16 protein-coding genes and 2 pseudogenes are annotated in these 19,289 nt (G+C 62.7%); 7 read left to right on the plus strand and 11 right to left on the minus strand.

From position 1 onward, the window contains the following. Positions 1 to 17: 17 nt before the first annotated feature. Positions 18 to 1,349 carry a D-serine ammonia-lyase gene (locus tag DJ563_RS09995; protein ID WP_434519408.1) on the plus strand — a complete coding sequence of 444 codons (1,332 nt, stop codon included), beginning with the start codon at positions 18 to 20 and terminating at the stop codon, positions 1,347 to 1,349. On the opposite strand, the pseudogene DJ563_RS10000 reads toward DJ563_RS09995, so the two are convergent. The 3 genes and pseudogenes from DJ563_RS10000 to DJ563_RS10010 form a co-directional block, all read right to left on the minus strand. Further along, positions 1,346 to 1,561 (minus strand): annotated as a pseudogene (locus DJ563_RS10000) (amino acid transporter); the annotation flags it as partial. The gene DJ563_RS09995 and the pseudogene DJ563_RS10000 overlap by 4 nt on opposite strands. A 26-nt stretch (positions 1,562 to 1,587) precedes the next feature. Further along, a pseudogene (locus tag DJ563_RS10005) lies at positions 1,588 to 1,704 on the minus strand (hypothetical protein); the annotation flags it as partial. A gap of 84 nt (positions 1,705 to 1,788) precedes the next feature. Beyond that, the gene (locus DJ563_RS10010) at positions 1,789 to 2,823 is read right to left on the minus strand and encodes a histone deacetylase family protein (protein WP_434519409.1); all 1,035 of its coding nucleotides are present in this window, start codon (positions 2,821 to 2,823) and stop codon (positions 1,789 to 1,791) included. 123 nt (positions 2,824 to 2,946) lie between these two features. Between DJ563_RS10010 and DJ563_RS10015 the strand changes: the two genes are divergently transcribed. Further along, positions 2,947 to 3,429: an Lrp/AsnC family transcriptional regulator gene (locus DJ563_RS10015; protein WP_033698757.1), complete on the plus strand. Its 483-nt coding sequence runs from the start codon at positions 2,947 to 2,949 to the stop codon at positions 3,427 to 3,429. Between the two features lie 28 nt (positions 3,430 to 3,457). Here the strand turns inward: DJ563_RS10015 and DJ563_RS10020 are convergent, their stop codons facing one another. Further along, positions 3,458 to 4,369, minus strand: a complete 912-nt coding sequence (locus tag DJ563_RS10020) for a LysR substrate-binding domain-containing protein (protein WP_033698758.1) — start codon at positions 4,367 to 4,369, stop codon at positions 3,458 to 3,460. Between the two features lie 98 nt (positions 4,370 to 4,467). On the opposite strand from DJ563_RS10020, the gene DJ563_RS10025 reads away from it, so the two are divergent. The 5 genes from DJ563_RS10025 (at position 4,468) to DJ563_RS10045 (ending at position 10,825) form a co-directional block, all read left to right on the plus strand. Further along, positions 4,468 to 5,559 carry a tartrate dehydrogenase gene (locus DJ563_RS10025; protein ID WP_033698759.1) on the plus strand — a complete coding sequence of 364 codons (1,092 nt, stop codon included), beginning with the start codon at positions 4,468 to 4,470 and terminating at the stop codon, positions 5,557 to 5,559. Between the two features lie 194 nt (positions 5,560 to 5,753). After that, complete coding sequence (locus DJ563_RS10030; protein WP_434519410.1) at positions 5,754 to 7,352, plus strand: BCCT family transporter; 1,599 nt, start codon at positions 5,754 to 5,756, stop codon at positions 7,350 to 7,352. 128 nt (positions 7,353 to 7,480) lie between these two features. Next, entirely contained in the window at positions 7,481 to 8,602 is a 1,122-nt protein-coding gene (locus tag DJ563_RS10035) for an aromatic ring-hydroxylating oxygenase subunit alpha (protein WP_434519411.1), read from the plus strand. 76 nt (positions 8,603 to 8,678) lie between these two features. After that, on the plus strand, positions 8,679 to 9,650 hold the full coding sequence (locus DJ563_RS10040; protein WP_434519412.1) for a PDR/VanB family oxidoreductase: 972 nt from the start codon (positions 8,679 to 8,681) through the stop codon (positions 9,648 to 9,650). 95 nt (positions 9,651 to 9,745) lie between these two features. After that, entirely contained in the window at positions 9,746 to 10,825 is a 1,080-nt protein-coding gene (locus DJ563_RS10045; protein WP_410927321.1) for a PAS domain S-box protein, read from the plus strand. An 11-nt stretch (positions 10,826 to 10,836) separates the two neighbouring features. On the opposite strand, the gene DJ563_RS10050 is transcribed toward DJ563_RS10045, so the two are convergent. The 7 genes from DJ563_RS10050 to alr all read right to left on the minus strand — a co-directional run bounded on the left by DJ563_RS10050 (position 10,837) and on the right by alr (position 19,288). Beyond that, positions 10,837 to 12,363 carry a Fic family protein gene (locus DJ563_RS10050; RefSeq protein WP_434519413.1) on the minus strand — a complete coding sequence of 509 codons (1,527 nt, stop codon included), beginning with the start codon at positions 12,361 to 12,363 and terminating at the stop codon, positions 10,837 to 10,839. Between the two features lie 157 nt (positions 12,364 to 12,520). Next, entirely contained in the window at positions 12,521 to 13,414 is an 894-nt protein-coding gene (locus tag DJ563_RS10055) for a helix-turn-helix transcriptional regulator (protein ID WP_434519414.1), read from the minus strand. Further along, positions 13,411 to 14,823 carry an aminotransferase gene (locus DJ563_RS10060; protein WP_274099542.1) on the minus strand — a complete coding sequence of 471 codons (1,413 nt, stop codon included), beginning with the start codon at positions 14,821 to 14,823 and terminating at the stop codon, positions 13,411 to 13,413. Before DJ563_RS10060 ends, DJ563_RS10055 begins: the two co-directional genes overlap by 4 nt. Before the next feature lie 34 nt (positions 14,824 to 14,857). Continuing rightward, entirely contained in the window at positions 14,858 to 15,961 is a 1,104-nt protein-coding gene (locus DJ563_RS10065; RefSeq protein WP_274099543.1) for a polyamine ABC transporter substrate-binding protein, read from the minus strand. A 114-nt stretch (positions 15,962 to 16,075) separates the two neighbouring features. Continuing rightward, entirely contained in the window at positions 16,076 to 16,777 is a 702-nt protein-coding gene (locus DJ563_RS10070) for an NAD(P)H-dependent oxidoreductase (protein ID WP_274099544.1), read from the minus strand. 67 nt (positions 16,778 to 16,844) lie between these two features. After that, positions 16,845 to 18,035, minus strand: coding sequence for a pyridoxal phosphate-dependent aminotransferase (locus DJ563_RS10075; RefSeq protein WP_274099545.1), 1,191 nt, complete (start codon positions 18,033 to 18,035; stop codon positions 16,845 to 16,847). Positions 18,036 to 18,058: 23 nt separating this feature from the next. Beyond that, the gene (gene alr, locus DJ563_RS10080) at positions 18,059 to 19,288 is read right to left on the minus strand and encodes an alanine racemase (protein ID WP_274099546.1); all 1,230 of its coding nucleotides are present in this window, start codon (positions 19,286 to 19,288) and stop codon (positions 18,059 to 18,061) included. Position 19,289: the final 1 nt, after the last annotated feature.

Raw genomic sequence — 19,289 nt, forward strand, 5'->3', positions numbered from 1 at the left:
ACCACAGGAGCAATGGAATGATTCACGGCAAAACACTAGACGCCTGGTACGCCTCCCACCCCTTGGTCGAGGACCTGGTGGCACTGCGCGAAACCTGCTGGTTCAACCCTGGCATCGCGCCAGCCGCAGAGGCCTTGGAAGACGTCGGCCTGACTGCCGCCGACGTGCACGCAGCCAGTGCCCGGCTGCTGCGCTTCGCTCCGTACCTGGCCACGGTGTTCCCAGACACCGCCGCCTCTGGCGGCATCATCGAATCACCGATTCGCCCGCTGCCAACTTTGCAACACGCCTTGCAGCAAGCAGCCGGCCTCGCGCCCAGCGGCTCACTCTGGCTCAAGGCCGACAGCGAGCTACCCATCTCTGGCTCGATCAAGGCCCGCGGCGGCATCCACGAAGTGCTCAAGCATGCCGAAGACCTGGCGCTGGCGGCCGGCCTGATCACCCTGGACAGCGATTACCGGGTACTGGCCAGCGACCCAGCCCGGCAGTTCTTCAGCCAGTACAAAGTGGCCGTCGGCTCGACCGGCAACCTGGGCCTGTCGATCGGCATCATGAGTGCCCGGCTGGGCTTCCAGGCCACGGTGCACATGTCTTCCGATGCGCGGCAGTGGAAGAAGGACAAGCTGCGCGCCAACGGCGTGAACGTGGTCGAGTACCCGTCCGACTACAGCGTTGCGGTGGAGCAAGGCCGCCAGCAGGCCGCGGCAGACCCTGCGTGCTACTTCGTCGATGACGAAAACTCGCCGCACCTGTTCCTCGGTTATGCCGTGGCAGCCGAACGCTTGCTGGGCCAATTCAACGCCGCCGGTATCAAGGTCGACGCCGAGCACCCACTGTTCGTCTACCTGCCCTGCGGCGTGGGCGGCGGGCCTGGCGGAGTGGCGTTTGGCTTGAAGCTGGTGTTTGGCGACCATGTGCACTGCCTCTTCGCCGAGCCGACCCATTCGCCCTGCATGTTCCTTGGCGTTTACACCGGCCTGCATGACCAGACCAGCGTGCAGGACTTCGGCATCGACAACGTCACCGCCGCCGACGGCCTGGCGGTGGGCCGCCCTTCCGGTTTCGTCGGCAAGGCCATGCAACGCCTGCTGGACGGCTACTACACGGTAACGGACGAGCGTCTGTACCAACTGTTGGTACTGGCCTATGACCTGGAGCAGGTACGGCTGGAGCCCTCGGCGCTGGCCGGCATGCCCGGCATGCTGCAGGTACTGCAAGCGCCGCAGTACCTGGCGCGCAGGGGGCTGACGGCGCAGCGCATGGCCAATGCCACGCACCTGGTGTGGGGCACCGGTGGCAGCATGGTGCCGGATGAGGAGTATGCCGCCTACCTGGCCAAGGGGCGCTAAGCCATGCGCCGGCGATAGGCCAGCAGCAGGAAGACGAACCACAACGGCATCACGCACAGCGCCATCCGCGTATCTGGCTCCAGGGCCAGCAACACCAGCACGAAGCCGAGGAAAACCAGCGACGTGACGGCCATGGGCACGCCACCTGGCAGCTTGAACGTCGACGCCTGGTGCGCGGCCGGGTTGCGCTTGCGGTAGGCGAGGTACGCGGCAAATTGGGTGATACATAGGCGGTGGCGATCATCACGGCTGCAGCGATGATCAGCAGGGCGATGGCGACGATCTTGATGATCGCGAACCAGAACTCCACTTCGCCGAAGATTCGCACCGCCAGCATGTTCAGGCCCAGCAGCACGAAATGAGCGACCTCTTTTTATTGTTGGAATGGGTGCCAGGGGCAAGGCCCGCACAGGCCTTGCCCCGGTGCTATTTGCACGTGCTATCTACAGGCGCTTTCGAAACCTTGCAGGGTGTTCACGGCATTGATGCCGATTTCGTCGACCATGTAGCCGCCCTCCATCACGAACAGCGTCGGGATCCCCGCACGGGCGATCTCGGCGCCCAGGCGCAGGAAGTCTTCGCTGGTGAGCTTGAAGTGGCTGATCGGGTCGTCCTCGAAGGTATCGACGCCAAGGGATACGACGAGAAAGTCGGGCTGGTGCGCGACAATGCGCTTGAGCGCCTCCTGCAAGGCCTGCCGATACTGCGCCCAGGCGGTGCCCTTGTTCAGCGGGTAGTTGGCAGTGAAGCCCTCGCCCGCCCCCGAGCCCTGTTCGTGGGCATAGCCGGAGAAGTACGGGTAGCAGAAGTGCGGGTCACCGTGGATCGACGCGAAGAACACGTCGGGGCGGTCGTAGAAGATGTTCTGCGTGCCGTTGCCGTGGTGAAAGTCCACGTCCAGCACGGCCACCCGCTGCGCGCCCTGGCTCAGGCAGCGTTCGGCGGCAATGGCGGCATTGTTGAGGTAGCAGTAGCCGCCCATGTACTCACGGGCCGCATGGTGCCCGGGTGGACGACACAAGGCGAAGGCGCTGTGCGCGCCATCGATGACCCGTTGCATGCCGGTCAGGGCCACGTTGGCGCTGCTGCGCACGGCCTCCCAGGTGCCGCCGGTAATCGGCGCGCCGGCGTCCATGGCGTAGAAGCCCAGCTTGCCGTCGATGAAGCCCGGTTCTCGGTCGATGGCCAGGTCGCGCACCGGCCATACCAGCGGGAGCGCATCATGGGTCTTGCCGGTGGCCGTCCATTCTGCCCAGGCATTTTCCAGAAAGCTCACGTAGCGCTCGCTGTGCGCCGCGACATAGCAGGCACGGTCAAAGGCCTGCTCGGCGATGACATCGCCCAGGCCCGTGGCCTGGACCCGAGCCAGCACCGTGTCGGCACGCTGGGGGTTTTCGAATGAGGGTGTGATCGCCCCGTCCTTGAGCTCGGAGCCATGGTGCAAGCGATGTTTGTGGCTAAAGACTGTCAGCACGCGAATGTCCTTTTTCAAGGTGTTGTCGGATAACCAATTTTCGCGAGAGAGCGGTGAAAATGCTTTGCTTTATGCTCAGGCAAACCGGATGCTTGAGCAAAATATTCAGCCGGTAGCCACAAGATGAGCAAAGCTTTTGCTTACGAAGAACTGGACGAGGTAGACCGCGAGCTGCTGCGCTTGCTGCAGGAAGACGGCACCTTGTCCAGCGCCGCCCTGGGCGAGCGCCTGTCGATGACCGTCACGCCCTGCTGGCGCCGGCGCAAGCGCCTGGAGGAGCTGGGGCTGATCAAGGACTACCAGGCCAACCTGGACCGCAAGAAACTGGGGTATGACGTCATGGCGTTTGCCCAGGTGCGCTTTGGCAACCATTCGGCCGAAGCGCCTGATGACTTCGAGCAGGTGATCTTGAAGCTGCCGCAGGTGTTGTCGTGCCACAAGGTGACGGGTGAGGCTGACTATGTGCTGACGGTGCTGGCGACCGACCTGGAGAGCTATGGGCGCTTTGTCGAGGAGGTGTTGCGTCGGCAACCGGGCATTGCTTCGATTCAGTCGAGCTTGGCCTTGCGGGAAATCAAGGCGGTTAGCCGGGTGCCTGTCAGGTAAGGGCGATGGGGGGGCGGGGGCATGCCCCCTACTCCGGCAAGCTATACCGCTCGGCAAAATACCGCCGGAAGAACTCAACCGCCACCCGCACCTTGGCCGAGCTGGCCAGTGGCGAGGTGTACACGGCCCAGATATCCGCCGGCTGGTGATAGTCCGCCAACACCTGCACCAGCCGCCCATCCAGCAAGCTGTCGTGCACATCCCACCAGGACCGCAGCAAGATCCCGCGCCCATCCAGGCACCACTGGTGGGCCACCTCGCCGTGGTTGCTCGACAAGCCCCCGGTCACCCGCACGCTCTCTTCGCCATCAGGGCCCTCCAGCTGCCAGATACCAAACGGGTGGTCACGTTCCTTGATCACCAGGCAGTCATGGCTGCCCAGGTCGGCCAGCACTTTCGGCGTGCCGTGGCGCGCCAGGTAGCCGGGCGCGGCACAGAGTACCCGGCGGTTCCTGGCCAGGCGCTTGGCGATCAGGTTGGGCGCAATGGTATTGCCCACGCGGATGTCCAGGTCGACCCCCTCTTCGATCAAGTCCACCAGGCGGTCATGTACATCCAGGCGAATATCCAGACGTGGGTAGCGCTCGGCCAGCTCCGACAAGGCCGGCGCCACAAACCGCCGACCCAGGCCCAAACTGCTGGCAATGCGCAGTTGCCCCGCCGGTTCGCGGTGCTGGGCGCTGATGTCATCCCCCATGCGCTGCACCGCATCGAAAATCTGCAGCGCCCACTGGTACACCCGCTCGCCCTCCTCGCTGACCGTCACCCGCCGGGTGGTGCGGTGCAACAAGCGCACCTCGAGGTTTTGCTCAAGCAGGCGAATGCGTTTGCTGATGTACGCCGCCGACATGCCCAACTCGTCGGCCACCGCAGCAAAGCTGGCGCGTTTGGCCACCAGAAGGAAGATATTGAGGTCGTCGAGGTTTGGCAGATTATTCACACTTCGTGTTCCAAGAATCCATGAATGGCTAGATTATCTCCGATTCAAGGCCTTATAGCATGGCCCGCACCTGTTCCCTAGACAACGAGTGCGCCCCCATGAGCAAGACATTCAGAATTGCAGCAATCCCTGGCGATGGCATCGGCATCGAAGTGCTGCCAGAAGGCATCCGCGTGGTCGAGGCTGCCGCCCGCAAGCATGGCCTGGACATCAGTTTCGAATTCTTCGAGTGGGCCAGCTGCGATTACTACCTGGCCCACGGCAAGATGATGCCAGACGACTGGTTCGAGCAGCTGAAGGGCTTCGACGCCCTCTACTTCGGCGCGGTCGGCTGGCCAGACAAGGTACCGGACCACATTTCCCTGTGGGGTTCGCTGCTCAAGTTCCGCCGTGACTTCGACCAGTACGTGAACATTCGCCCGGTGCGCCTGTTCCCGGGCGTACCCTGCCCGCTGGCAGGCCGCGAGCCCGGTGACATCGACTTCGTGGTGATCCGCGAGAACACCGAAGGCGAATACTCGTCCCTGGGCGGGCGCATGTTCGAAGGCACCGAGAACGAGTTCGTGCTGCAGGAATCGGTGTTCACCCGCCGCGGTGTCGACCGCATTCTCAAGTACGCATTCGATGTCGCGCAAACCCGCGAGCGCAAGCACGTTACCTCGGCGACCAAGTCCAACGGCATGGCCGTGAGCATGCCGTACTGGGACGAGCGCACGGCGGCCATGGCTGCCAATTATCCGGAAATCAGCTGGGACAAGCAGCACATTGATATCCTCTGCGCCCGCTTCGTCCTGCAACCGGACCGCTTCGACGTGGTGGTGGCCTCGAACCTGTTCGGCGACATCCTGTCCGACCTCGGCCCGGCCTGCGCCGGCACCATCGGCATCGCCCCGTCGGCCAACCTCAACCCCGAGCGCAAGTTCCCGTCCCTGTTCGAACCGGTACACGGCTCGGCACCGGACATCTTCGGCAAGAACATCGCCAACCCGATCGCGATGATCTGGTCCGGTGCGCTGATGCTCGAGTTCCTCGGCAACGACGGCGCCGACCCGCGCTACCGTGCGGCCCACGATGACATCCTCACGGCCATCGAACAGGTCATTGCCGCCGGTGACACCACCCGCGACATGGGCGGGCAGAAGTCCACCCAGGAAGTCGGCCGGGCCATCACGGCCTTGATCGAAGCCTGACCCGGCCGGGCCGATTAGCACACGTGTCTGACAATCGGCCCTCCCCCCTCTTGCGAGCGGCGCGGATTAAATGCAAAATCTGTTAACCATTAGATGTGCGTTAACCCATAGTTAACAACCAAGGAAGGAGTGGTACTGCAACACCCCGGATGCCTGCCGGGTATAACAAGTACGCCAACGTCCAGGAGACGATGATGTCGCACAAGAATAAAAAGATTGATGTGTTCCTGATTACCATGAGCCTGATCGCCGTGCTGCTCACGGTGCTGGGCCTTGCAATGTTCCCCGCCGAAGCCGAACACGCGGCCAACCAGTTGTTCGAACTGTCCACCCGTACCTTTGGCACCAGTGTCCAGGTGCTGGTGTTCGGTAGCACCCTGGCCGTGCTGTACCTGGCGTTCAGCAAGTACGGCAATATCCGCCTGGGCAGTGGCAAACCCGAGTACGCCACCGCGACCTGGGTGTTCATGTTCATCTGCGCCGGCATGGGTTCCTCGACCCTGTACTGGGGCGTGATGGAATGGGCCTACTACTACCAGACCCCCGGCCTCAACATCGCCGCAGCCACCCCCAAGGCGCTCGAGTACAGCATTGGCTATTCGTTCTTCCACTGGGGCGTCAGCGCTTGGTCGATCTATGCCCTGGCCTCACTGGCCATGGCTTATCACTTCCACGTGCGCAAGAAGAGCGGCCTGAACCTGGCCTCGATCATCGAAGCGGTGACCGGTTTCAAGGCCACCGGCCCCGTTGGCCGCAGCGTCGACCTGATCTTCCTGCTGACCATGATGGGCGCCCTGACGGTATCGCTGGCACTTACCGCCTCGACCTTGACCCGCGGCCTGCATGACCTCACCGGCACCCCTGACACCTTCACCGTGCAATTGCTGGTGATCGGTGCCGTCGCGGTGATGTTTTCGCTCAGCTCCTACATCGGTATCGATGGCGGCCTGCAGCGCCTGAGCAAGATGGTGTGCATCGGCGCGCTGGTATTTGCCGCCGTCATCCTGCTGGTTGGCCCGACCCAGTTCACCATCAACAATACGGCCAACTCGATTGGCCTGATGATCCAGAACTACGTGCACATGAGCCTGTTCACCGACCCGGCCGGCGACGGTGCCTTCACCCGCAACTGGACGGTGTTCTACTGGCTCTGGTGGGTGTCGTACGCACCGGGCGTGGCGATGTTCGTGACCCGCGTGTCACGCGGCCGGCAGATCAAGGAAGTGGTCATGGCCCTGCTGATGGGCGGCAGCTTCGGTTGCTGGTTCTTCTTCGGCGCGCTGGAAAGCTACAGCATGCACCAGTTCATCACCGGGGCCATCGACGTGCCGAAAATGCTCAGTGAACAAGGCGGCGAATCGGCCGTGACGCACCTGTTGCTGGCCTTGCCGTGGGGCCAGGTGTTCCTGGGTGTGTACCTGTTCATCATGGCGATCTTCTGCGCCTCGCACATGGACGCCGCCGCGTATGCGGTAGCGGCCACCAGCACCCGCAATCTGCGCGAAGGCGATGACCCGACGCCTACCCATCGCCTGTTCTGGTGCGTGGTGCTGACCCTGGTGCCACTGGCCATGTTGTTCGCCAAGGCTTCGCTGTCGACCATGAAAACCGCCGTGGTGCTGACTGCGATCCCGTTCATGGTGATTCTGCTGGTGAAGATCTACGGCTTCTTCAAATGGATGTTCGAAGACTACGGCCAGGTCTCGGCCTACCGCATCGAGGAAGAGGCTGCGCGCCTGGCCGGTGAAACACCTGCCCAGCATGCCCCGCGCAGTGCCGCCGCCGTGCATTGAAACGAGTTGAACTGAACTGGCCTGGGTGGGGCGGCCTCGCCCCACGACGGCAAATTTTTTTGCCCGGCTTGTTAACCAATAGATACGTGTTAACCAATAACTATAAACCGAGCTTGTGAGAACCCGTCATGAATGACTTCAAACGCCTGCCCGCCGATTTCTGCGCGAACGCCGAAGAGGCGTTCACTATCCCTGCCAGCTTCTACACCCAGGCCTCGGTATTCGAGCACGAGAAGGAAGCCATCTTCGCCCGCAGCTGGATCTGTGTCGGCCACCGCAGCGAAGTGGCGCAGAACAATGCCTACATCACCCGCGAAGTGATTGGCGAGAGCATCATCGTGGTGCGCGGTCGTGACAGCGTGCTGCGCGCGTTCTACAACGTCTGCCCGCACCGCGGCCACCAGCTGCTCAGCGGCAGCGGCAAGGCCAAGAACGTCATCACCTGCCCGTACCACGCCTGGACCTTCAAGCTCGACGGCGAGCTCGCCCACGCCCGTAACTGCGACAACGTGGTGAACTTCGACAAAGAGAACTCCACCCTCGTACAGCTGCGCGTCGAAGAATACGCAGGCTTCATCTTCATCAACATGGACATGGACGCAGGCTCGGTCGAAGACCAGCTGCCGGGCCTGCAAACGCGCATGCGTGAAGCCTGTGGCGTGATCGACGACCTGCACCTGGCCGCACGCTTCGTCAGCGACACCCCGGCCAACTGGAAGTCGATCGTCGACAACTACCTTGAGTGCTACCACTGCGCCCCTGCCCACCCCGGCTTCTCCGATTCGGTAGACGTCGGCCAGTACAGCCACAGCATGCATGGCAACTGGACCCTGCAGTACGGCCTGGCAAAACCGTCGGAGCAGTCGTTTACCTTCGATGAAAGCGTGAAAGACCCGTCCTTCGCCGGCTTCTGGGCCTGGCCGTGCACCATGTTCAACGTGCCGCCAGGGGCCAACTTCATGACCGTGATCTACGAGTTCCCGGTGGATGCGGAAACGACCCTGCAGCACTACGACATCTACTTCCTCAACACGGACATCACCGAGGAGCAGCAGAAGCTGATCGACTGGTACCGCGAAGTGTTCCGTCCGGAAGACCTGCGCCTGGTCGAAAGCGTGCAGAAGGGCCTGAAATCCCGCGGCTACCGTGGCCAGGGCCGGATCATGGCCGACCGCGAGCGCAGCGGCATGAGCGAGCACGGCATTGCCCACTTCCACAACCTGATCGCCGTGGCCCACCTCGACGATTGATCGCTACCGCTTGAGTCATTTGCACGTACTGGTGCGCGGCACGGCCTGCCGCGCACCCTGGCAGTCGAGGTGAACCATGGCCAACAAATATGAAATGTTCAGCGTGTGCGTGACCGAAGTGGAACAGGCCACGCCGCTGATCAAGCGCTTTACCCTGGCCCGCGAAGATGGCGCGGCGATGCCGGCCTTCACCGGTGGCAGCCATGTCATCGTGCAGATGCAGGGTGCCGACGGCAGCCAGTTCAGCAACGCCTACTCGTTGATGAGCGACCCACGCGATACCCGCAGCTACCAGATTGGCGTGCGCCTGGAAGAACAATCCAAGGGCGGCTCGGCCTTCATGCACCAGCAGGTGCAGGTCGGCACCCGCCTGACCATCTCCTCGCCCAACAACCTGTTCGCCCTGGACCCAGCGGCCGGCCGCCATGTGCTGATTGCCGGCGGCATCGGCATTACCCCCTTCCTGGCACAACTGCACGAGCTCGAAGGCGGCGCCGCCGACTACGAACTGCACTACGCCTTCCGCGCCCCGGAACATGGCGCGTTCCAGGCCCAGTTGGCCAACGGCCCGCATGCCGACAACACCCACTTCTACGTCGACAGCCTCGATCGCAAGCTTGACCTGGCGGCCTTGTGTGCGGGCCTGGATGCGTCCGCGCACCTGTACGTGTGCGGCCCCAAACCACTGATTGATGCGGTCATCGCCTGCGCCGCCAAGGCCGGCATTGCCGAGCAACGCGTGCATTGGGAGCAGTTTGCCGCAGCCCCGGTGACCGGTTCAGCATTCACCGTGGTGCTGGCGCAGTCGGGCATCGAGTTGCAGGTGGAAGAAGGCATGACCATTCTTCAAGCCATCGAGAAGTCCAAGGCCGCCAAGGTCGAGTGCCTGTGCCGAGAAGGCGTCTGCGGCACCTGTGAAACCGCCATCCTGGAAGGCGAAGCCGAGCACTTCGACCAGTACCTGAGCGATGACGAAAAGGCCGCCCAGCAGAGCATCATGCTGTGTGTGTCGCGGGCACGCTCGGCACGCCTGGTGCTGGACCTGTAACGCGCGATCGGGGCCGCAGGGGTTTCACCGTCAACCAAAAGTTGACAGCTTGAGTATACTGGCAGGCTCTTGGCCCCGATCAGGACACCCTGCCGATGTTGGAAAACAGCTTTGCCTTTCGCCTCAAGGAACTGCTCGAGCATCACAAGCTGACCCTGCAAGCCGTGGGCACGGCCCTGGGTATTTCCCGCACGGCGGTGCACAAATGGACCCGCGGCGGGGAGATCGACTACGACAACCTGCGTAAATTGGCCGACTTTCTGAAGGTCAACTGGATCTGGCTGCGCTATGGCGACGAAGCCTTGCAGAACATCCAGCAGCCACAGGTGGTCGAGTTGCCGATGACCGACCTGCGCAGGCGCTACACCGCCGAAATCATGGAAAGCGAAACGCGCATGAAATTGGCCCAGGAAGGTGCGCGCATCGTGACCTGGGAATGGAACCTGATCAGCGACGAGGTCACCTATTCGCCAAACGTCGAACAGGTGTATGGCTGGCCGGTGCACCGCAACGAAGACTTCTGGCGCCATTTGCCGGATGAAGACGTGGCGCACATGCAGGCAATGTACGCCCAGGCCGTCGCCGAGGGCAGTGGCTGCGAGTGTGATTTCCGTATCACCCGGCCTGAGGGTGAAGTGCGCTGGATTTCCTCCCGCGCCACGGTGGTACGCGACAGCGCCGGGCGCTCGGTGAAGATGGTCGGCATCAGCATGGACAACACCGAGCGCCAGGTTGCCCAGCAGGCGCTGCGCAACAGCGAAGAACGCTTTCGCGCGATCTTCGAGCTGGCCTGGGGCGCCCTCGCCTACATCGACCCGGACGGCACCTGGCAGCGGGTCAACAACAGCCTCTGCGAGATGCTCGGCTACCGCGCCGAAGAGCTGTACGCCATGACCTTCCAGCACATCACCCATGCCGACGACCTGGCGCTGAACCTGCAATTGCTGGCGCGCATGCTGGCGGGTGAAACCGAACGCTACGAGGTGGAAAAACGCGTGCGCCACAAGAGCGGCGAATACATCTGGGTGCGCGCCCGCACCTCGCTGCAGCGCCGCGACAACGGTGAGCCGGAGCACCTGATCAGCGTGTTTGAAGACATCACCGCCGAGCGGCAGGAGCATGAGCGGTTGCAGGCGCACATTGCGGCGCTGGAGGCGAAGCTGGCCGCATCGTGAAACGCTGATTCTTACATATCGCCCTCAAAAGCCGAGCGCACAGCCGCTACCACGCGAGCGGCCCTGACGGTATCTTCCAGCTGGGGGTAAGCCTTCTTCAACTTACCCGACAGCCGCCAACCATTTTCCTTGAGTGAGCGAATGATGCGATTGGCATCCTGATCGGGCATCTCCAGTACATCCTTGAGTCGCTCTTGGGCACGTCGAAAGATCACCAACACGCGCGCCTCTTCGGCCATTTCCGTACGCACGGTATGCTCGACGACGCGCGCGGTGTACAGCACATGCGCCGTCAGATCCGGGTATCGCCAGGCAAAACAGGCATCCTCGTAGTCTTCAAAGATGAAGTTACTCGACGTTCCATCTTCGTAGGAGGTGATTTCGCCGAACCGATAAGACGCGGCGTAGCGTTGCATAAGCCGTCTCGAAAAGACCTCTAGCGTCTGGTCATAACCCGCCCGGAATTCGATAGAGCTGGTGATCGTGGCCGACACCGGCAAGATAACCCCGGGTGGCACGGCCTTGTCACGGATCAAGGTATCGTTGATCAGAAAACGATGAATCCGGCCATTGCCATCACGCATGGGGTGGATATACACGAAGCCGAACGCCAGGACTGCTGCCCTCGCCAATGGTTCAGCACCCCGTGTCGCTGCCTCACAAGCACTGAGGCCGTCGAGGAGCATGGGTATCTGCGAAAAATGGGGGGCAATGTAATGCACGATATCCTCGCGCATCGTTGCTTGCCCCACAAAGACAGGTGAATGCCGCAATCCAAGCCCGATAGCTTCACGCCCCAGGATCTGGGCCTGCAGGGTGTGCAGGCTGCGTTCGCTCAGTGGGCCTTCGATATGGCCGCAGTACTTTGCAATGACCTGTGCAAACCGCTGGATCCTGTCGGCCTGATCAGCCTCTTTCTCGATCAGGAAGCTGGCGCGAGACTCTTTGAAGGTCAACCAGGTAGCGGTGCGCATCAGGATGTCAGCGCCAAACGTCTGATCCAGCTCACTCAGTGCCGCACCTAGGTCGAACCTCAAGGCTTCCTGTATCTCTGGGGTGCGCCGCAGCAATGGGCAGAAGTCAGGTGTTCCCGGTAGGTTGTCATTGATCCGCCATCGCCGCACCCGCATGGAGTGGGTTCGAACGAGGTATCGTTGCGCTGGGATGGCGTCGTAGTAAGCGCCATTGCCTACGTCGGGAACATCCAGGGCCTCTCCGGTCAACCATTCGTATAGAAACCCGGCTCTGCGGGCGTATTGACCGAACGGCGACTGCCGACACCATGCTTCAATCGGTGCTGGCCCGGTAGCGGTAAACAATCGAGCGAAGAACTCGAGGTGAATCTCTTCGTACTTGAGCCCGAATTCGAACTGCCCCGCGAAGCTCTCTGCCGGCCGATAGCTCGGTGGATATTGGTTCGTGAGAAACCCGTCACTGTCTCGGCTTACGCGTACGGTGCCTATCAGCGATTCAACGCGAAGAGGTTGCACCAGCGAGATGCCATATTGATCTGCCAGTGCCTTGAAACCTACTTGCATTGATTAATCCTTTACTCACAGACCGAAAAGACTACCAGATCTGTGAATTTACGCGAAAACACTAAAAACGTGTTTGCGAAAAGACTAACGGTTACGATGGCTTTAGGGCTTGACGTTAACATTGCGGCGCTCGATCTCAAGGCCACCCCCCCTCAAGTCATACCCTATCAGCCGCCCCCTGCCGCAACCAGTCGATAAAGCGCGCAAACAACTCCGACTGCGAATTGATCTCAAGCTTCAGATACAGGTTCTTGCGGTGCATCCGCACCGTCTCCGGTGAAATCCCCAGCTGCACCGCCGTGGACTTCACAGAATGCCCCCGCAAGATCATGTGCGCCACCTCTCGCTCCCGATCGGTAAGCACCTGGCAACCAAAACTCTCGAACGCCGCCTGAACGCTGCCGCGTTCGGCCGAAGCCGTGGCGGCTTCAAGGTTGTAACGGGCATAACGCCCCAGCACTTCGCGCACCATCGGCTCGACCGCCCGCAGCAAGTCGATCTGCCCGCTGCTCAAGCGCGTGCCACTGCACCCCTGGAACAGGCTGAAGGACAGCTTGCGCCCCTGGCTGAGGTCGACGATGTAGTAGCTGTCTTCGCTGCAGCCGGTGCCCAGGTAATAGGCCTTGTAGTAGTCGCTGTCGAAGAAGTGGTCCGGGGCGATTTCTTCGAGGTGATAGAACCCCTCGGCCAGGCCACTCTGCACGGCCAGGCAAAAGGGGTCGAGCAGATAGCCGGCGGCGAAATAGCGCTCCAGCACCGCAGCACGGTGCACTTCGGGGATGCCCTGCTGATACAGCAGCTGCGGTGCCTGCCCCTGGCATTCGAGGCTGATCATCATCGACTCCACCTGCACCAGTTCGCCAATCGCGGCGGCCACGTAGTGCAGAGCATCGGCCGTTTCACTGTGGCTCAGGGCACGCTGCAGCGCCGCATGCCATTGCTGCAGTGCCCCCAGCGAAAGGCTGAGCGGAGTGTCGGGAGAGGCTTGGGTCATGCCCGGCAGTCTAGCCTGCCAGGCACGCCCACGCACAGCCCTTTGCGCCAGGCTCATCGGCCTTGGTACAGCCCTTGCGCGGTGAGCTCACGCGCCGTTTCGATGATGCACTGGCGCAAGGTTTCGACGATTTCATCCACTTGCGCGTGCGTGATGATCAACGGCGGCGACATCACGTTCAGGTGCATGATCGGCCGAACCAGCAACCCCCTGGCCTGGGCTTTGCTATGGATGCGCTCACCGATGTTGACCGCGTCGGGGAACAACGCCTTGCTGGCTTTATCGGCAACGAACTCGACACAGGCCATCAGCTTCATGCAGCGCACATCCCCGACCAAGGGCAGGTCGCGCAGGCTGTGCAGCCGTTGTTCCAGGTAGCTGCCAACATCCTTGACGTGCGCCAGCAACTGCTCGCGCTCGATGATCTCGATGTTCTTCAGGGCCGCTGTGCAGCACACCGGGTGCCCGCTGTAGGTGAAGCCGTGGGTGAAGCAGCGGCCCTTGCCTGGCTCGGCGATCACCTGCCAGATCCGCTCCGAGAAGATGCACGCACCCAGCGGCAGGTAAGCCGAGGTCAGGCCTTTGGCGGTGGTGATGATATCCGGGGTTACCCCGAACAGCTCCTCGCTGGCGAAGAAGGTGCCCAGGCGACCGAACGAGGTCACCACTTCGTCGGCGACGAACAGAATGTCGTAGGTCTGGCACACCTGCCACATGCGCTCGAAGTAGCCCTTGGGCGGGATGATCACCCCGCCCGAACCCATGATCGGCTCGGCAAAGAACGCGGCCACGTTGTCGGCGCCCAGGGAAAGGATCTTGTCTTCGAACTCGGCCACCAGGAAGTCGAGGAACTCGGCCTCGTCCATGTCGTCCGGGGCACGGTACACGTTGGGGTTGGAGACGTGGTGGATCAGCTCATGGGCGTAGTCGAACTCAGGCACGCGGTCGGCCGCCTTGTTGCCGATCGCCATGGTCAGCGTGGTGGAGCCGTGATAGGCGTTGTAACGGGCGATCACGTGCTTTTTGTGCGGCTTGCCGCGGCAGTTCTGGTAGTACTGGATCAGCCGGTAGGCGGTGTCGACAGCGGTGGAGCCACCCGTGGTGAGGAACACGTGGTCGAGGTCGCCCGGCGCCAGTTGCGCAAGCTTCTGGCACAGCGCGATGGCGACGTCGTTGGCCATGTCGGAAAACGGATTGGAGTAGGCCAGCTTGCGTACCTGGTCGGCGATGGCCAGGGCCATCTCTTCGCGGCCCAGGCCGATATTGGTGCACCACATGCCGCCGACCGCATCGAGAAAACGGTTGCCGTGAGTATCGCGAATGTAGGCGCCTTCACCTTCGACGATGTTCAGCGCGCCCTGTTCGCGGTGCTCGTCGAACACATGGTAGCCGTGCATGTAGTGGGCCTTGTCGGCGTCCACCAGTGGGTCGTGGGCGATGGCGAATGCTTTGCTTGGGGTGGCCATGGGCAGCTCCTTGGCGGGAATCGGTTGGCAGTGTTCAGAAACCGGTCTTGACCGTGCTCCAGACCCGAGTAATGGCGCGCATGTCCTTGGGGCTCTGGGTCTTCTGCGCGAACAGGCGTTCGCGGGTCTTGGCATCGGGGTAGATCGCCGGGTCCTGGCGGATGTCGGCCTGTACCAACGCCGTGGCAGCGGCATTGCTGTTGGCGTAGTGGATGTAGTCGGTGACCTTGGCCATGGTTTGCGGCTGCAGCAGAAACTCGATGAAGCGGTGCGCGTTGGCCGCGTGCGGCGCGTCCTTGGGGATGTACAGGTTGTCGAACCAGATCAGCGAGCCTTCCTTGGGGATGAAGAACGACAGCTTGATGGCCTTCTTCGCTTCTACCGCACGGGCCTGGGCGGTGGCGTAGTCACCTGACCAGGTCAGTGCCAGGCAGACATCGCCATTGGGCAGGCTGGTGAGGTAGTTGACCGAATCGAACTTGCGGATGTACGGGCGAATGCCCATCAGCAGTTGCTCGGCAGCCTTGAGGTCGGCCGGCGCTGCGCTGCGTGGGTCCTTGCCCAGGTACTGCAGGGCCAGCGGGATCACCTCGGTCGGCGCGTCCATCAAGGTGACGCCGCAGTCGGCGAAGCGCGAGACGATCTTGGGGTCGAACAGCATGGCCAGCGAGCCGATCGGTGCATCGGGCATGCGCGCGGTGATCTTGTCGACGTTGTAGGTGATGCCTGAACTGCCCCAGGTGTAGGGTGCCGAGTATTTCAGCCCCGGGTCGTACCCTTGCAGGTTGCTGACCACCTGCTCATCCAGGTTGTGCCAACTGGGCAGTTGCTGCTTGTCCAACGCCTGGAACACGCCAGCCTGGATCAAGGGGGGTACCAGGGAAGCGTTGAGCATCACCAGGTCATAGCCGGAGCGGCCGGTCAGCAGTTTGGTCTGGACGGTCTCGTAGCCATCGAAGGTGTCGTAGACGACCTTGATGCCGGTGGCCTTCTCGAAGTCGGCCAGGGTGGTCTCGCCGATGTAGTCGGTCCAGTTGTACAGCCTTAACGTGTTCGCACTGCCCTCCTCCACCGCCAGTGCCTGCGTGGCGGCCGACGCCAGCAGCAGACCGCCAATCACCTTCAGTGCCTTGCGCATAGCAACTCCATCGTGTGACTGCTCCGGATCGAGCCGATGGGTTCACTATCGGGGGATTTGCTTGAGGGCAACATACCCCGAATGTGTGGGTGGTCGTTTTTGGGCGGTTGGCATTTACGCCAGCGGATACAACGCCTCATCGAACTGCGCCAAGCGCGGGAACACCAGCGGCTGGTCGTCTGCCAACTGCTCCAGACGCTGCTGGTATTGCTGCAAAAACCCCTGGCGGGCCTCGGCGCTGATGTACGGCACGTGCCAGGCCACGAACGGTGGCAGCACCTCGAACCCGACATAGGCCAGCGTCCCCCGCAGGATCGGCCGCAACATGTCCTCGAGCGGCCCGTGAATCGCCCCTTCGCCAAACATGTGCTCACGCCCGCCCAGGGTCACCGTCACCAGCGCCTTCTTGCCAGCCAGCCCGCCCTGATCGTAGAAGCGCTTGCCGCCATAGCACACGCCCGACACCAGCACCCGGTCGATCCAGCCCTTGAGCATGGCCGGCGCCGAGAACCAGAAGATCGGGAAGTTCAGCACCAGCAGGTCCGCCCATAACAGCTTGTCCAGCTCTTGCTGGATGTCCGCAGCGATAGCGCCGCTCTTGACCCCCAGGCGCTGCTCCAGGGCATAAACCAGGTACTCGGGGTTCTCGCGCTGGGCGAAATCATCAGCACTGGCTACCGGGTTCCAGCCCATGGCGTACAGGTCGCTGACCTGCACCGGGTGGCCCTGGTCGCGAAAGGTGGCCACGGCCTGGTCACGCAGGGCTGCGGTGAAGGATTGTGGCTCGGGGTGAGCGTGGACGATCAGTACATTCACAACGTTTCTCCTCACACAAAACGGGATGCGTCAGCGACGGCGCAACACTCGATACAGCCGCGCTTACTCACGCAGGGGCCTGCTGTTGCATCAGTGCCTGGGCACAACGGGCAATGCGCTGGCAGGCATCGACCAGCGCCTCGGGGCCCACCACCAGCCCCAGGCGAATGTGCCCGGCGGCGCTGGGGCCAAAGGCCTCGCCGGCCAGCACCGACACACCTTCGCGGTCCAGCAGGCGGTCGGCAAAGGCCTGCGCGCTGAGGCCGGTTGCGCGAATATCGACCATCACGAACATGCCGCCATCGGGTTTCAGGGCCTTGACGCCCGGGCAACCCGCCAAGTGTTCGCACACCAGGTCGCGGCGCTGGCGATAGGCGTCGCGCATGGCCTCAAGTGCTGGCATCGGCTGGGTCAAGGCCACCACGGCGGCGTCCTGGATAAAGTCCGGCGAGCCATACAGCATGCACAGGGCCAGGTTTTCCAGGTGCGTGGCCAGCTCAGGCGAGCTCACTACCCAGCCCACCCGCCAGCCAGTCATGGCGTGGGATTTCGACAGGCTGTTGAGGGTGGCGGTGCGCTCGGCCATGCCCGGCAGGCTGCCAGGGCTGACATGCTCGCCGTCGTACAGCAGCTCGCTGTACACCTCGTCAGAGATCAGCCACAGGTCGTGGGCGATGCACAGCGCTGCCAGTGCCTCCCAGGTCGCGCGCGGCAAGCTTGCCCCCGAGGGGTTGTGCGGGCTGTTCAGGGCCAGGGCGCGGGTACGCGGGGTGATGCGCGCCGCGACGTCCTGCGGGCACACCCGAAAACCGTTCTCCGGCTTGACCGGCACCGGTACCACTTTGGCGCCGCAGGCACCGAACACCGCCTCGTAGGTGACGTACATGGGCTCGGCGACAATCACCTCATCGCCGGGGTCGAGCACGCACTGGGCCACGCAGAACAACGCGCACTGCGCACCCGCCAGCACCGTGACCTGCTCGGCACTGACGGCCTGGCCGCTGCGTTGCCGGTGGCGATCGGCGATGGCCTGGCGCAGGGCGAGCTTGCCGCGCACATCGGCGTAATGGGTATGGCCTGCTCGCAGGCTGTCGATGGCAGCCTCGACGATGGGGGCCGGGGTGTCGAAGTCCGGGTCCCCCACCGACAGCAGCAGGATGTCCTTGCCCTCGGCCTGCAGCGCCAGGGCGCGGTAGTGGATGTCCCAGGCGGCGGCGCCGTCGCCGGCGATACGTTGGGTCAGCTTGGCGTAATGCATGGCAATCTCCCTTCAGTACGGGGTCAGTCGACGAGAATCTTCGGGTTTGAGCTGCCCCACACGGTGTACAGGTCAGCCAGCAATGCACCGTTGATGTCTTCCATTTCGCCCTGGGTGATCTCACCCCCGGCCTGCTTGCCGAACAGCACCACTTCGTTGCCGTTCTTGACGTCGGGGAAGTCGGTGACATCGACCATCAAGGTATTCATCGACACCTTGCCCACCACCGGCACGCGGTGGCCGTTGATCAGCACATGGCCCTTGTTGGTGAATACCCGGCGGTAGCCGTCAGAGTAGCCGACGGTGATATTGGCCAGGCGCGCGTCACGCGCCAGGGTAAAGGTGCGGTCATAGCCGACAGTGTTGCCGGCCGGGTAGCTGTGCACGGCGGCCACCCGCGACTTGAACTGCATGGCGCGCTGGTACTCGGTTCGCGCCGGCACGGTATCGCCGAACAGCGCACCGCCGGTGCGGACCATGTCCAGGCGCGCCTCGGGCACCTCCAGGGTAGCGAAGGAGTTGGCCGCGTGCAGGGTCAGCTGGCTGCGGTCAAGCTTTGCATGCTTGATCAGCCAGTCGGCCTGCTGGTTGAACGCTGCCAGGCCCTTGCGTACATCGTCCTTGTCTTCCACGGCGAAGTGGGTCATCAACGCCACCAGCTTCAGGTGCTTCTGGTCGGTGACCTGCAGCGCTTCACCGCGCCCGCTCCAACTGGCCATCTCCACCCCGTTGCGGCTCATGCCGCTGGAATTGAGCGCCAGGTGAATGCGCAAGGTCTTGCCATGGCGCTCGGCGATGGCGTCAGCCTGGCGGGCAAACTCGGCGCTGCCCACCAGTTCTTCCATGTCGTACTGCAAGGCATCTTCCAGCTCGCTCAGGCTGGCCAGGCGCACCCGCACCAGTTGCCCGGTAAAACCGCTGGCCCTCACCACGCGGGCTTCCTCGTTGCTGGCCACCGCCACGCAGGGCACGCCAAGGGCGATGACCGAGGGCATCACCAGGCCGATGCCGTGGCCGTAGGCATCGGCCTTGAGCACGGCGCACAGCTTGGACTTGCCACCCAGCTCCGCTTGCAGGGTGCGGATGTTGTGTTGCAGGGCGCTTGCGCTGACCTCGACCCAGGCATTGCTGTTTTGCACGGTCAGGGCGTTGCTGCCGTTGTCCATCGACAGCGGTGGTGCGGCATACAGCGGGGCCTGGCCGGTGATCAGCAGGGCCAGGGAAGCAGCCAGAAGCGTGCGGCGAAATGGCATG

The organism is Pseudomonas sp. NFX1, from assembly GCF_051123555.1.
Lineage (GTDB): Bacteria > Pseudomonadota > Gammaproteobacteria > Pseudomonadales > Pseudomonadaceae > Aquipseudomonas > Aquipseudomonas capeferrum.

What these genes read in the sequence shown, in the direction of transcription:
- DJ563_RS09995 (WP_434519408.1), top strand. Translation starts at nt 18, where the DNA reads ATGATTCACGGCAAAACACTAGACGCCTGGTACGCCTCCCACCCCTTG.
- DJ563_RS10015 (WP_033698757.1), top strand. Translation starts at nt 2,947, where the DNA reads ATGAGCAAAGCTTTTGCTTACGAAGAACTGGACGAGGTAGACCGCGAG.
- DJ563_RS10025 (WP_033698759.1), top strand. Translation starts at nt 4,468, where the DNA reads ATGAGCAAGACATTCAGAATTGCAGCAATCCCTGGCGATGGCATCGGC.
- DJ563_RS10030 (WP_434519410.1), top strand. Translation starts at nt 5,754, where the DNA reads ATGTCGCACAAGAATAAAAAGATTGATGTGTTCCTGATTACCATGAGC.
- DJ563_RS10035 (WP_434519411.1), top strand. Translation starts at nt 7,481, where the DNA reads ATGAATGACTTCAAACGCCTGCCCGCCGATTTCTGCGCGAACGCCGAA.
- DJ563_RS10040 (WP_434519412.1), top strand. Translation starts at nt 8,679, where the DNA reads ATGGCCAACAAATATGAAATGTTCAGCGTGTGCGTGACCGAAGTGGAA.
- DJ563_RS10045 (WP_410927321.1), top strand. Translation starts at nt 9,746, where the DNA reads ATGTTGGAAAACAGCTTTGCCTTTCGCCTCAAGGAACTGCTCGAGCAT.
- DJ563_RS10050 (WP_434519413.1), bottom strand. Translation starts at nt 12,363, where the DNA reads ATGCAAGTAGGTTTCAAGGCACTGGCAGATCAATATGGCATCTCGCTG.
- DJ563_RS10055 (WP_434519414.1), bottom strand. Translation starts at nt 13,414, where the DNA reads ATGAGCCTGGCGCAAAGGGCTGTGCGTGGGCGTGCCTGGCAGGCTAGA.
- DJ563_RS10060 (WP_274099542.1), bottom strand. Translation starts at nt 14,823, where the DNA reads ATGGCCACCCCAAGCAAAGCATTCGCCATCGCCCACGACCCACTGGTG.
- DJ563_RS10065 (WP_274099543.1), bottom strand. Translation starts at nt 15,961, where the DNA reads ATGCGCAAGGCACTGAAGGTGATTGGCGGTCTGCTGCTGGCGTCGGCC.
- DJ563_RS10075 (WP_274099545.1), bottom strand. Translation starts at nt 18,035, where the DNA reads ATGCATTACGCCAAGCTGACCCAACGTATCGCCGGCGACGGCGCCGCC.
- alr (WP_274099546.1), bottom strand. Translation starts at nt 19,288, where the DNA reads ATGCCATTTCGCCGCACGCTTCTGGCTGCTTCCCTGGCCCTGCTGATC.